11 protein-coding genes are annotated in these 12728 nt (G+C 61.1%); 7 read left to right on the top strand and 4 right to left on the bottom strand.

Going from position 1 to position 12728, the window contains the following annotated elements; translation table 11 throughout:
• Positions 1 to 49 precede the first annotated feature (49 nt).
• The 5 genes from CD175_RS08960 to CD175_RS08940 all read left to right on the top strand — a co-directional run bounded on the left by CD175_RS08960 (position 50) and on the right by CD175_RS08940 (position 7375).
• Positions 50 to 2299 carry a LuxR C-terminal-related transcriptional regulator gene (locus CD175_RS08960; RefSeq protein ID WP_104448588.1) on the top strand — a complete coding sequence of 750 codons (2250 nt, stop codon included), beginning with the start codon at positions 50 to 52 and terminating at the stop codon, positions 2297 to 2299.
• A 131-nt stretch (positions 2300 to 2430) separates the two neighbouring features.
• Positions 2431 to 3783, top strand: coding sequence for a coniferyl aldehyde dehydrogenase (locus CD175_RS08955; RefSeq protein ID WP_104448587.1), 1353 nt, complete (start codon positions 2431 to 2433; stop codon positions 3781 to 3783).
• A gap of 28 nt (positions 3784 to 3811) precedes the next feature.
• Entirely contained in the window at positions 3812 to 4894 is a 1083-nt protein-coding gene (locus CD175_RS08950) for a Zn-dependent alcohol dehydrogenase (RefSeq protein WP_104448586.1), read from the top strand.
• A gap of 132 nt (positions 4895 to 5026) precedes the next feature.
• Positions 5027 to 6220: an acyl-CoA dehydrogenase family protein gene (locus tag CD175_RS08945; protein WP_104448585.1), complete on the top strand. Its 1194-nt coding sequence runs from the start codon at positions 5027 to 5029 to the stop codon at positions 6218 to 6220.
• 12 nt (positions 6221 to 6232) lie between these two features.
• Positions 6233 to 7375: an acyl-CoA dehydrogenase family protein gene (locus CD175_RS08940; protein ID WP_104448584.1), complete on the top strand. Its 1143-nt coding sequence runs from the start codon at positions 6233 to 6235 to the stop codon at positions 7373 to 7375.
• Positions 7376 to 7403: 28 nt separating this feature from the next.
• Here the strand turns inward: CD175_RS08940 and CD175_RS08935 are convergent, their stop codons facing one another.
• A complete protein-coding gene (locus CD175_RS08935; RefSeq protein ID WP_104448583.1) occupies positions 7404 to 8036 on the bottom strand; it encodes a dihydrofolate reductase family protein in 633 nt (210 codons plus the stop codon).
• Positions 8037 to 8312: 276 nt separating this feature from the next.
• On the opposite strand from CD175_RS08935, the gene CD175_RS08930 reads away from it, so the two are divergent.
• Entirely contained in the window at positions 8313 to 9035 is a 723-nt protein-coding gene (locus CD175_RS08930; RefSeq protein WP_104448582.1) for a gamma-glutamylcyclotransferase, read from the top strand.
• A gap of 40 nt (positions 9036 to 9075) precedes the next feature.
• On the opposite strand, the gene CD175_RS08925 is transcribed toward CD175_RS08930, so the two are convergent.
• Positions 9076 to 9498: an MAPEG family protein gene (locus CD175_RS08925; protein WP_104448849.1), complete on the bottom strand. Its 423-nt coding sequence runs from the start codon at positions 9496 to 9498 to the stop codon at positions 9076 to 9078.
• Positions 9499 to 9579: 81 nt separating this feature from the next.
• Positions 9580 to 10533, bottom strand: coding sequence for a diiron oxygenase (locus CD175_RS08920; RefSeq protein WP_104448581.1), 954 nt, complete (start codon positions 10531 to 10533; stop codon positions 9580 to 9582).
• Positions 10534 to 10732: 199 nt separating this feature from the next.
• Here CD175_RS08920 and CD175_RS08915 point away from each other — a divergent pair, with 199 nt between their 5' ends.
• A complete protein-coding gene (locus CD175_RS08915) occupies positions 10733 to 11689 on the top strand; it encodes an AraC family transcriptional regulator (RefSeq protein WP_104448580.1) in 957 nt (318 codons plus the stop codon).
• Between the two features lie 58 nt (positions 11690 to 11747).
• Here the strand turns inward: CD175_RS08915 and CD175_RS08910 are convergent, their stop codons facing one another.
• Positions 11748 to 12647: a LysR family transcriptional regulator gene (locus CD175_RS08910; RefSeq protein WP_104448579.1), complete on the bottom strand. Its 900-nt coding sequence runs from the start codon at positions 12645 to 12647 to the stop codon at positions 11748 to 11750.
• Between the last annotated feature and the right edge of the window lie 81 nt (positions 12648 to 12728).

Below are 12728 nucleotides of genomic sequence, written 5' to 3'. Positions count from 1 at the left end.
CGGCGTCGGGCTCAATGATGGTGCTTACTCCCCATCAGCGAGGTCCGCCATGTTTGTGCCACGGCCGCATCTGATCGATGCACTTGAGGGCAAGCCGTGCCGCTTGCAACTGCTTTGTGCGCCTGCCGGGTATGGAAAGACGTCCTTGGTGCAGCAGTACTTGCAAGGCATTGCGCCGCCGGGGGCGGTGGTCTGGATGGCTTTGGGCGGACAGCGGCAGACGCTGGAGCGTTTTATTGCCAAGTTGGCGGGGGCGCTTGGGTTGCCGGTGGATACTGCGCCGGATGGGGTATTGGCGTTTCTCGATTCAGGACTCTCGGTGCCTGTTACGCCGCTTTCGCGAGCAGGCTCGCTCCTACAGTTGACCGTGCTTCCCTGTGGGAGCGAGCCTGCTCGCGAAGAGGCCCGTGCAGCCAACGAGTTCCTGCAGGAAGAACACAGGAGTGAATCCCGCCCGATCCGCCTGGTGCTCGACGATCTTCCCGTGGAGATGCCCGCAGACCTGAACCACTGGTTCGACCGACTCCTGTCCCTCAACAACCGGCAACTGCAGGTGCTGGTCACCTGCCGCCAACGTCCGGACTGGAACCTGCCGCGTCTGATGCTGACCGGTCAGTTGCTGGAGTTCGGTGCCCGGCAACTGGCCCTGCGCCCCGATGAGTTCGAATCGCTGATTGACGCCCTTGCGCCACACACCGATGCGCTGGCCAGGGGAACTCTCTGGCATGAGACAGGCGGGTGGTGCGCCGGTGTTCGTCTGTCGCTTTCGCTGGATCATGCCCGGCCATCGCCATTGCTCGGCCAATACCTGGAACGTGAACTGTTGTCGCGTTTGAGTGACGAGCAGCGTGAAGTGATGGGCGGGATGGCACATTTGTCCCGCGTCAGTGCGGACTTCTGCGAACAGTTATGGGAAGGCCGGCAAGCGGCCTGGGTGTTCAATAGTCTGTTGGAGTGCCATGCCTTTGTGTTCCCGCTCGAGCAACAACCCGGCTGGTTCCGCCTGTTACCCGCGGTGGCGCAAGCCCTGCAAAGCCACTTGAGCGGTGCGCCGTTGAACCGGCTGCGCCTGCGGGCCTGTCAGCTGCTCAGCGTACTCGGGCATGTCGACGACGCGGTCGAGCAGGCGCTGTGTGCCGATCAACCTGAAGTGGCCGCCAATTACATGGAGCGCCTGTGGCTGAGCTGGATTCTCAGAGAACGGCACTTGAACAAACTGATGGAATGGCGTGAGCGCATCGAGCCGCAGTTGCTGCACAGCAGCCTGCGCCTGATCTATCTGTGCGCCAAGGCTTTGCTGTTCAGTGGGCGGCTGGACGAAGCCGCCGAGTGCCTGGCACGTCTGGGGCATTTTTTGCCGTTGCCCGACCCGGTGCGCAATCAACGCCTGCTGGCGAACTGGCAGGCGTTGTTTGGCACCTTGCAGGCCTTGCGTGGACAGGCCGGGCCGGCGCGCCTGCATTGCCGTGCAGCCCTTGATTATCTGGGGGGCGAGGACTGGTTGTCGGTGTTGTTGTGCCATTGCATCCTGGCGCGCCTTGCCATGGGCACCGGCGATCTTGCACAAGCGCAAACCTTGCTCGATCACTCGCTGGAGCTGGCCCGACGCCGGGGCAGTCATGAATCGGAGGTGCTGGTCAATGCCGACCGGGTCCGCCTGATGATGCTCAGGGGACAAGCGGGTTTTGCCCAGGCACTGTTGCGCACTGAGCTGGACCGGCTGGCCCCGTTCCCGTCGCAGCCTTATCCGTTGCTCGGTCGGCTGCTGTTCCTGCGCGGCGAGTTGCTGCTGCAGCAAGGGCATTGCAGCGAAGCCGAAGTGGTGATCCAGGCGGGGTTGCTACAGGTCCGCGATTGCTGCGCACCCTTTGTGCTCAATGCCTATCTGCTGCTCGCGGAGATTGCCTCGCGCAACCACGACCCGGAAAAGGCTCATCTGCTGCTGCATGAGGCCGAGCGGCGCATGCAGTGGGGCAAGATCGACAGCGCCTTGTATCAGGCACCGATTGCCCGGCAGAAAAATCGCATTCTGGCCCGTGAACAGCCCGCCGAAACCGGCCATGCCTCTGTCACTCGTCTCTCTGCTGGTGTGCCGGATTACCAGGATGACCTGACCCCCCGAGAGGTGTCGGTGCTCAAGTTGCTGGCCGAGGGCATGTCGGTACGCGAAGTGGGCAGCCGCTTGTTCATCTCGGAAAACACCGTGAAAACCCACGCGAAGAACATCAACGTCAAGCTCGGCGCCTGCCGTCGCACCCAGGCCATCAACAGCGCCAAGGCCATGGGCATCCTCGCCTGAATCCATCGCCGTGACACCACCCACCTGATCCGGGTGGCGGCGCGGCGCCCGCAATGATCAACCATGCAGCCAGACCCTGTGCATTGCCGCCCGGCCGTGGCCGCGGTCTGACAAAAACAAGAGAGGTAGTGATGAGCGCCATCGAGAGTTCGACGAGCTGTGACATCCGCACGATCCTGGAAAAACAACGCGCGGCCTTCCAGGACCGCGAACCCTATACCCTTGAAGAGCGCTGTGAGTTGCTCGACCGGGCCATCGGTTTGCTGGTCAATCACGAACAGGACATCATCGAGGCCCTGACCGCCGATTTCGGCCATCGCAGCCCGGGTTTCTCCAAGGGCAGTGAAGTGCTGTCGCCACTGGCGACACTGCAGCAGACCAAGGCCGAACTGGCCGAATGGATGCGCCCGGAACAACGTCGGGCCCGCGCCGGCGAAGCCTGGGTGCAATATCAGCCGCTGGGTGTCGTGGGCATCGTCACGGCGTGGAACGTGCCGGGCTACATGGTGTTCAGCGGGCTGGCCGGCGCATTGGCGGCGGGCAACCGGGTGATGATCAAACCGTCGGAATTCACCCCGCATACGTCGGACCTGATCGCGCGGCTGATCCGCTCGGTCTACGCCGAAGACGAAGTGGCGGTGGTCCTGGGCGGCGCCGACGTCGGGCAGGCGTTCTGCGGCCAGCCGTTCGACCATTTGCTGTTCACCGGTGCCACCAGCATCGGCAAGCACGTGCTACGGGCCGCGGCGGAAAACCTGGTGCCGGTGACTCTGGAGCTGGGCGGCAAGTCGCCAACGATCATCTCGCGTTCGGCAAACTTCAACGAAGCGGTGGCCAAGGTCGTGATCGGCAAGCTGCTCAATGCCGGTCAGTTGTGCGTGGCACCGGACTACGTGTTTGTCCCGCAAGAGTCGGTAGACGCTTTCATTGGCGTGGCCAAAGCCGTGGTGGCGAAGTTCTTCCCGACGCTCAAGGACAACCCCGACTACACCTCCATCATCAACACCCGTCATTTCGAGCGCTTGCAGGGTTACCTGAGCGAGGCCCGCGCCGCCGGTGTCGAGCTGATCGAACTGAATGCCGGCGCTGAAGATTTCAGCCAGTCGCCGCTGAACAAGATCGTACCGACGCTGCTGTGCAATCCCGGCGACGACCTGCAGGTGATGCAGGACGAAATCTTCGGTCCGCTGCTGCCGATCAAACCCTACGAAACCCTCAGCGAAGTCATCGCCCAGATCAATGCGCGGCCGCGTCCGCTGGCCTTGTACTACTTCGGCAACGATGCAGCCGAAGAAGCCCTGGTGCTGACCCGTACCTGTTCCGGCGGCGTGACCCTCAACGGCGTGATGAGCCATGCCAGCACCGAAGGCCTGCCCTTCGGCGGCGTCGGCCAGAGCGGCATGGGGGCCTATCACGGCATCGACGGTTTCCGCACCTTCAGCCACGCCAAAGCCGTTTTGCGTACAGCGGCCAACCCGGCCTGAACCCCACATCATCGTCGAGAGAACTGTCATGAAAGCTGCCGTATTCCATCAGGTTGGAGCCCCGCTGGTCATTGAAGAGGTGGGCATCAGCAAACCGGGCCCGCGTGAAGTGTTGATCCGCACCAAAGCCGTGGGGGTGTGCCACTCGGACCTGCACGTCATCGACGGCTCGTTTCCGTTTCCCGGCCCGATGGTGTTGGGTCATGAAGCCGCCGGCGTGGTCGAGCAGGTCGGTTCCGAAGTGCGTTCGGTCAAGCCGGGCGATCATGTGGTCACCTGCCTGACGGTGTTCTGCGGCCATTGCGAACACTGCGTGACCGGCCATCTGGCGCGTTGCGTTTCCCCGGAAACAAAGCGCGACAAGGATGAAGAACCACGCCTGACCTACGTGCAGAAACCGATGCCGCAATTCGTCAACCTGTCCGGGTTCGCCGAGCAGATGCTGGTGCACGAAAACGCCTGTGTGGCGATCCGCCGCGACATGCCGCTGGACCGTGCGGCGCTGCTCGGTTGCGCGGTGACCACCGGCACCGGCGCGGTGTTCAACACAGCCAAGGTGCGGCCGGGCGAGACCGTGGCCGTGATCGGTTGCGGTGGCATCGGTCTGGCGGCCATCAACGGTGCGGCACTGGCCGGGGCAGGGCGGATCATCGCCATCGACATGCTCGACTCGAAGCTGGAATTGGCCCAACAGTTCGGCGCCACTGACCTGATCAACGGCAGGGACGGCGATGCTGCCAAGCAAGTGATGGAACTGACCCGTGGCGGTGTGCACCACGCCTTCGAATGCATCGGCCTCAAGCAGACCGCCGAGCAAGCCTTTGCCATGTTGGCGCGCGGCGGTACTGCCACCGTGATCGGCATGCTCAAGCCCGGCCTGAAAATCGAGCTGGACCCTCTGCAACTGCTGCATGAACGCCGTATCCAGGGTTCGTTGATGGGTTCCAACCGCTTCCCGGTCGACATGCCGCGCCTGGTCGACTTCTACATGGCCGGCAAGCTCAAGCTCGATGAAATGATTTCCCAGCGCATCCGTCTGGACCAGATCAACGAGGCGTTCGATGAGCTGCGTCGCGGTGAATTGGCGCGTTCGGTGATTGTTTTCGAATAACCCTGTGGGAGCGAGCCTGCTCGCGAAAGCGGTATGTCAGCCAACATCTTCGTTGGAATTAAAACCGTATTCGCGAGCAGGCTCGCTCCCACAATGTTTGTGGGCATGCCCCAATGCTTTTGGAGTGGATGGATGGACATTGAATTCTCGGTGCACGAACAAGCCTTTCGCCAGGATGTTCGGGCCTTCCTGCACGACAATTTGCCGGGCGAACTGTCCGAGCGGATTGCCCTGGGCAAGCGCCTGAGCAAAGCGCACCAGGTGCAATGGATGCGCACACTCAACCGGCAAGGTTGGCTCGCACCGGGCTGGCCTGTCGAGTTCGGTGGTACCGGTTGGAGCGATGTGCAAAAGCATATCTTTGACGAGGAATGCTTTGCGGCCGGGGCGCCGAAAGTATCTTCCTTCGGTTTGAAAATGGTTGCCCCGGTGATCATCAAGTTCGGCACCACCGAGCAGAAAGCACACTTCCTGCCGCGGATTCTTTCCTGTGAAGACTGGTGGTGCCAGGGTTACTCCGAACCGGGTGCCGGTTCTGATCTGTCGTCATTGAAAACCCGTGCGGTGCGCGAGGGCGATGACTATGTGGTCAACGGCCAGAAAACCTGGACCACGCTGGCGCATTTCGCCGACTGGATGTTCTGCCTGGTGCGCACCGACCCCGAGGCGCGTCAGCAACGGGGCATTTCGTTCCTGCTGATCGACATGAAAACCCCCGGCATTACCGTGCGGCCGATCATCACCCTCGACGGCGAGCACGAAGTCAACGAAGTGTTCTTCGACAATGTGCGGGTGCCGGTGGCGAATCGGGTCGGGCAGGAGAACGAGGGCTGGACCTGCGCCAAGTACCTGCTGACCCACGAGCGCACCAGCATCGGCGGGATCGCGCAGAACAAGGCATTGCTCACCCGGCTCAAGCGCATTGCCAGCCAGGAAGTCCGCGATGGCCGGCCATTGATCGACGACCCGTTGTTCCGCACGCAGATCGCTGAAGTCGAGATGCAGTTGATGGCGGCCGAAATGAGCAGCCTGCGAACCCTGGCGGCGACACAAAACGGCGAAGTCCCCGGTGCCGAAAGCTCGTTCCTGAAGATCAAGGGCACCGAGATCCGGCAGGCCATCACCTACCTGATCAGCAAGGCCGTGGGGCCGTACGCGTTGCCGTTCATTGAAGATGAACTGGGTTACGGCAGCGAACCCTTGCTGTACACCGACTACAGCAGCGCGGCCACCTACCAGTACCTGGATGCGCGCAAGGCCTCGATTTATGGCGGCGCCAACGAAATCCAGAAGAACATCATCGCGAAAATGATCCTCGAACTGTAAGGCGCCCCGATCATGGATTTCAAACTGACAGAAGAGCAACTGATGCTGCAGGAAACCGCGGCGCGCCTGGTGCGCGACGTGTATGGTTTTGAGCATCGCGAGCAATATCGCCAGAGCAGGCACGGCTTCAGCGACCCGTTCATGCAGCAACTGGGCGACCTCGGCCTCTGCGCCGTGCCCTTTGCCGAAGCCTATGGCGGCTATGGTGGCAGCGGTGTGGAGAACATGCTGATCATGACCGAGCTGGGTCGCGGTCTGTGCCTGGAACCCTACCTGCATTCGGTGATTTTCGCCGGTGGCCTGGTCGACCAGTTGGGCACCGCCGCCCAGAAAGACACGCTGTTGCCGCAGCTCGGCAGCGCCAGCCTGCAACTGGCCGTGGCCCTCGATGAGCCGCAGAGTCACTACCAGTTGCACGACGTTCAGACGACCGCCGAGGCGGTCAGCGGAGGCTGGAAGCTCAATGGCCGCAAGTCGGTGATCATCGGTGGTCAGAGCGCCGGACTGATTCTCGTCTCGGCGCGTACCAGTCATGGAGTTCGGGACGAGCAGGGCATCACTGTGTTTCTGGTCGACCCGCAAGACAGCGGCGTCGGTCGACGCGACTTCGCCACTCAGGATGGGCGGATGGCCTGCGAGCTGTACCTGGACGACGTGTTCGTCAAAAGCAGTGCGGTACTCGGCGCAGTGGGGCAGGCCTTGCCGGCGCTGCGTTATCAGCAGGGCCGGTGCATGGCAGCGCAATGCGCCGAGGCCGTCGGCAGCATGGAAGCGGCGTGCGCGTTGACCCTCGACTACCTGAAAACCCGCCAGCAGTTCGGTCAGCCCATTGGCAAGTTCCAGGTGCTGCAACACCGTATGGTGGACATGCGCATCGAGCTGGACCAGGCCACGTCCATGACACTGCTCGCGGCCTGTGTGGCCGATCAGGCGGACAGTGACGAACGCAGCCGCATCCTCGCCGCCGCCAAGTTCATCGTCAGTCGTGCCAGCCGCTTTGTCGCCGACCAGAGCATCCAGTTGCACGGCGGCATCGGCCTGACCTGGGAGTACATGCTGTCGCACCACGCCAAGCATTTGCTGATGGTGGCGCGTCAGTTTGGCGATGACGATCACCATTTGCAGGCTTACGCGAAGTTGCTGCAGGTGGCGTGAGGCATTCCCCAACCGAGAGAGGCGATGGTTATCGCCCCCCGCCGCCTTGGAACGTACCTGTGCGCACCTCGCCGCTGCGGGTGTAACGGGCGATCAGCACACCGCCGGGCGAGCTGATCGAGCTCAGCAAGGTGAAGGCCGCCGCCTGAGCGTTGTCGTCGAACAGGCGCTTGCCGCGTCCCAGCAGGATGGGGTGAATCATCAGCCGCAACTCGTCCACCAGGCCGGCGGCGAGCAGTTGGCGCACCAGGTCGCCGCTGCCTTGGGTCAGTAGCCGAGGACCGTCCTGACGCTTGAGCGCGCTGATCGCGTCGACCAGGTTGCCCGGCAGCGCATGACTGTTGTGCCACTCCAGCGAATCGCCACGATGGGTGGCCACGTGCTTGGGTACGCCGTTGAACAGGTCGGCAATGGTGTGGTGGGGGGAGTCGGCCGAAGCGTGCGGCCAATAGGCGGCGAAGATGTCGTAGGTGCGACGCCCCAGCAGCAACTCGAACGGCAGCGAGAACAGGTCCTGTACGGCCTGGCCGGTTGTCTGGTCGGCGTAGGGCACTATCCAGCCACCGAAGCGGAATCCGCCGCTGGTGTCCTCTTCAGGCCCGCCGGGCGCTTGCATGACGCCGTCCAGACTGACGAACGCGGCAACTGTAAGTGTGCGCATGCTTTTCTCCTGATTCGTCCTGGTGAAAGAGGTTAGACAGGGGAGTCTGCATCAGTTGAGGCATTCCCTGCCGGATAGTCGAACCGGACGCTGGGAAATCGACAAAAGGACGGGCCGTTTTTATTCCTTTTGGGAATGCACTCGATGCCCCACTGATGGTGGCGGGAAATCATCATGCCTGCGCCAGCCAACCGCTGTTGCTTGAAGCCTGGGGCCTGTCTGCCCCTTTTGTACGCGGTGCTAGACTTTCTGGTTGATCGGTCCTGGGAACCCGATATGAACAATGAAAAAACCACGCGATTCAAAGGGCGAGACCTGACAGCGGAACTCGTCGCTTGTGTTGAGCGGTTTGAGCCCGATCCAGGGCCCGAACCGGGCACGATCGAACACACCAAAGCAGAGTTCGATGCAATGGTGGAGGCACTTTTGCGTGAATACGAACCGGAAGATCTGTGGATCTTCGCTTACGGCTCGCTGATATGGAATCCGGAGTTCGAATTTGTGGAGAGCCGTAATGCCACCGCCTATGGTTGGCATCGGTCGTTCTGCCTGAAACTGACCCGCTGGCGCGGCACTCGCGAGTTGCCAGCCCTGATGTTGGCCCTCGATCGTGGCGGAAGCTGTAAGGGGTTGGCGTACCGGCTTCCTGCGCAAGATCACTTCAAACAACTGGGACTGTTGATGTTCCGGGAAATTGACGCAAACCCGCCGACCAATGTTCCGCGCTGGATTTCGGTTAAAACCGAGACCGGGATATTGCGTGCATTGGCCTTTGTCGCCGCACGCGAGGGAATGGCCTATGCAGGCAAGTTACCGATGAAGCAGGTTGCACATGTGTTGGCTCGCGCCGCCGGGCACTGGGGCTCGGCGGCGCAATATCTGTTCCGGACCGTGACAATGCTGAAAGAGCATGGCATTCGTGACCGCAATATGGGGCGCATTCAAAGCCTGGTCGCGCAGGAAATCGAAGAGCTGTTGAGCGCTGCGAAGAAGTCCTGAAGTTGCTTCAGGGTGAAGGGCAAGCATGGGGCGAAAGTATTCATGCGCCGTAACAAGCGGCTATGACAATAAGTGCGAGAAAACAGATCAACTGCATGCAAAAGAAGGTAAACCGAACCGCCACGAACCTGTCGGTCTGCACATGGGATACGTGAACCAGAGACTGACACACACGAGCGATCAGGACGATGATGGACAAGTAGTTCACTGCAGGGCCGTCGACACCAAGGGCTGAAATCACGAGCACGATGACGCCAAAGACCGGCAGGTTTTCCACACAGTTGGCGTGTGCTCTTGTCCCGCGCCGATACCAATCCTCGCCTTCGAGCTGATCGCTTCGGAAAGAAGCGATCGGAACATTCGAGAGCAGGATTCTGACCCAGCGATAGACGCCGACGGTTGCCATCAACAGCAGTAAAGTCCAGGTCGCAAATCCCAGCAGCATCCACATCGGAATCGTCATGGCTGCCATCCTCAATCCATCATTGTCAGCACGTCATCCTACTGTCGCGCGACCGACACGCGGTCGGTCGCCCCCTGTCGATCAATGGCCCATGATGGGTGCCAGCGCGGTCTGAACCCTGGACATCTGGGCTGGCGTTGTCATTCGCGCAAGCAGCCGGCCAAAGTGTGGATGCTGCACGCCCGAGATAATGTATTGCCAGCGATAGGCGCTCAGCACGCAGGCGTTGATTTGCGCGGTCTCATCGACGCTGAACGACCGTGAAGCACTCCCAATGAAGTAGTCGGCATCGGATGCCGATTGTGCTTGCAGGATCGCGTCGACGGCCGCCACCAGCGTAATCAGATCGTTCACGGCCTGGTCGCGTTCGGCCGGGGAGAGTTTCGCGTGCTCCGCCTCCCACTCCAGTTCATCGAGTACGACGTGGCGGCTTTCATCCTTCCAGTGAAATTTGAAGACGTCCTTGAACAGTGGGCACAACTCCTCGCGCGGGGCGATGCTCTGCACGTAGTGCGTCTGAACAAACAGCTCGATATGGCAGGTCAGCGCCAGGACCGCCCAGGTGCTGGCCGCCAGGACCGCGCGCGCCACATCGTTCGGATCGGCAACCTGACGATATCCCGCTGGCAATCGAGTGCCCATCATCGTCTCGATGCGCCGGAACAGCTCCTGATGCTTGATCTCGTCGTTGGAAAAGCGCACCAGCGCTTCGAGTGCGAGCTGATCGTCAAATACATGGGCCCGACCCTGATCGAGCATCTTGGCACTGATAAAACGCTCGACCAGGCCAAAAATGTACGCATAGGTTCGGCCCTGAATCTGGCTGAGCAGGCGCGCCTCGTCTGCGCCGAGGAAGGTCAGGCGGTCGATATGCGATAAGCCGTCGGGCAAGAATTTGCGCGAGAAATCGAAGCTGCGGTCCTGCAGCAAGTCGCGATCGATCTGCCATTCCGCTTTCTTCGAGGATCTGACAAGTTGCGCATAACGGACGGCGTTGCCCGAGTCCGGGCGGGGCAGGGTAGCGGCGGTGTTCATACTGATCTCCGGCTTGCGTGGTCGAGTTGGAATGGGCCAGTTACGGTTAACGCAGGAGTCAATGACAATCGGTAAAGCGTCTGGGGATCGTCTCGATCACTGAGTCCGCGTTGGTGCTAATCTAGGCCTCGCCGTTCAGGCGGCGAATGACCAGTGCGCCTGATTACATGCTCGGGACTCCGGAAAGGAGGGCTGGCAATTGCTGGATGCGCTATCTGATGTATTGCGGGTGATTCGGCTGTCTGGAGGGGTCTTCCTCGAGGCGGAGTTCACTGCGCCCTGGTGTCTGAGCGGAAGAATCTCCGCCGACGATTGCAAACCGTTCCTGGCGGCCCCTCGACATATCATTGCCTCACATTTTGTCGCGGCGGGGCACATGCAATTGCGAGTCGACGATGGTGCCACCCTCGACGTGCGGGCAGGCGAACTCATTCTGCTGCCGCGCAATGACGTTCATACCTTTGGCAGTGATCTAGGCGTTGCGCCCATGTCGGCGCGCGAAATCATTCAGCCGCCGGAAGTCGGCGGCATATCACGAATCAAGTGCGGCGGGGGCGGCGAGGCCACGCAGCTACTGTGCGGATTCCTCGGCTCTGAAACACCGTTCAGCCCATTGCTTTCGTCGCTGCCATCCTTGTTGAAGCTGGATGTGCGCGCGACGGCTTCGGGTGCCTGGATTGAAAGCTCATTCCGTTTCGCCGTCAGTGAGATCGCGGCGGGACGCGTCGGCTCGACAACGGTCATCGCCAAGCTCTCCGAACTGCTGTTCGTCGAAGCCGTCAGCCAGTATGTCGCGAACCTCCCCCCTGAACGGCGCGGGTGGCTGGCGGGCTTGCGAGATCCGCACATCGGGCGCGCCCTCGCGCTGCTCCATGCCCGTCCAACCGAGGGCTGGACGGCAGAAGCCCTGGCGCTTGAAGTGGGCATGTCGCGCTCGGTATTCGCGGAGCGATTCACGGCATTGGTCGGGCAGCCACCGATGCAATACCTGACGCTCTGGCGTATGCACGTGGCGGCTCAACACCTGCGCGAAGGTCGCGGTAACGTGGCGCAAATCGGCTTTGCAGTGGGCTACGAATCCGAAGCGGCGTTCAGCCGCGCATTCAAACGCCAGTTCGGCACATCACCCGGCACCTGGCGCAGACAATCGGCCTGAGCAGGGCCGGTGTCTGAGGGCAGTCTGATATTTTGGTTAGCGCCCCCATGCACCCATTTCAGGTTGCCCCCAAGAGGTAACCTTCCACATTTTCTATGGAAAGGGCTTCGAGCAGCACCTGCTCCAGGATGGCAAAAAAACATTTAATGTGAGCCTGTTTCAATGCCTGAGGCCGGGTCACCAGATAGACTTCCATATCGGGAAGTTGGAGATCCGGGAACAACTCGATCAGGTCCTTCGCCAGAATACGGGGCAGTACTGCCACACCCATTCCTCGCCTCACCGATTCGAGCTGAACCGCGAACGAGTTCACCCTGATCTGCGCGCGCTCCAGACCCGCGGCCGTTGCCGCACGCATTTGCGGCAACATGTCCAGCGGAGGAAGCAAGGCAATATTGACCGCAGTGGCCGGGGTCACCCCTGGATACCGTTTCAGATAACCTGCATCGGCGAAGACACCGTAAGCGAGCCGGCCTATTGGTCGATAAATCAGCGACGGTTCGCCTAGGTGAGCTGTGCGTACAGCAATGTCTGCCACGCCGCGGACAATCTTGTGAAAGTCGGCCGTTGCCATCAATTCCACCGAGCAACGCGGGTGAAGAGAGGTGAAGCGACTCGCAGCCTCCAGCACGCAAGACGAAAATCCCTCTCCTGCACTGACCAGGACACTGCCAAATAGCTCTGTGTGTAGCCCGGACATGCCCGCAACGGTTTGACGCCTCAAGCCCGCCTCCGCCGCTAGGGCAACTTCCACGAGGGATTGGCCGCGCGAGGTCAACCAGCATCCTTCAACGCCCCGCTCGACGAGTAGCTCGCCCAGGGCGCTCTCAAGTTGGGTCAACCGGCGGGACACAGTAGACGCCGCAATACCCAGCATCTGGCCAGCTTGAAGAAAGCTGCCACGCCGCGAGACTGCCAACAACAGACGAAGATCATCCCAATTTGCTTGCAACGCCATGCTTCATATCCTCCCTGGTCTGCATATGTGCAAATCCATTATGCAGTAGTCGCTGTTTTTCGGGAGAGGCCTCAAAGGTAT

It is taken from the genome of Pseudomonas laurylsulfatiphila (assembly GCF_002934665.1).
Lineage (GTDB): Bacteria > Pseudomonadota > Gammaproteobacteria > Pseudomonadales > Pseudomonadaceae > Aquipseudomonas > Aquipseudomonas laurylsulfatiphila.
The sequence above is the reverse complement of the archived record's forward strand: the minus strand, read 5'-3'. Positions and strand labels throughout refer to the sequence as shown.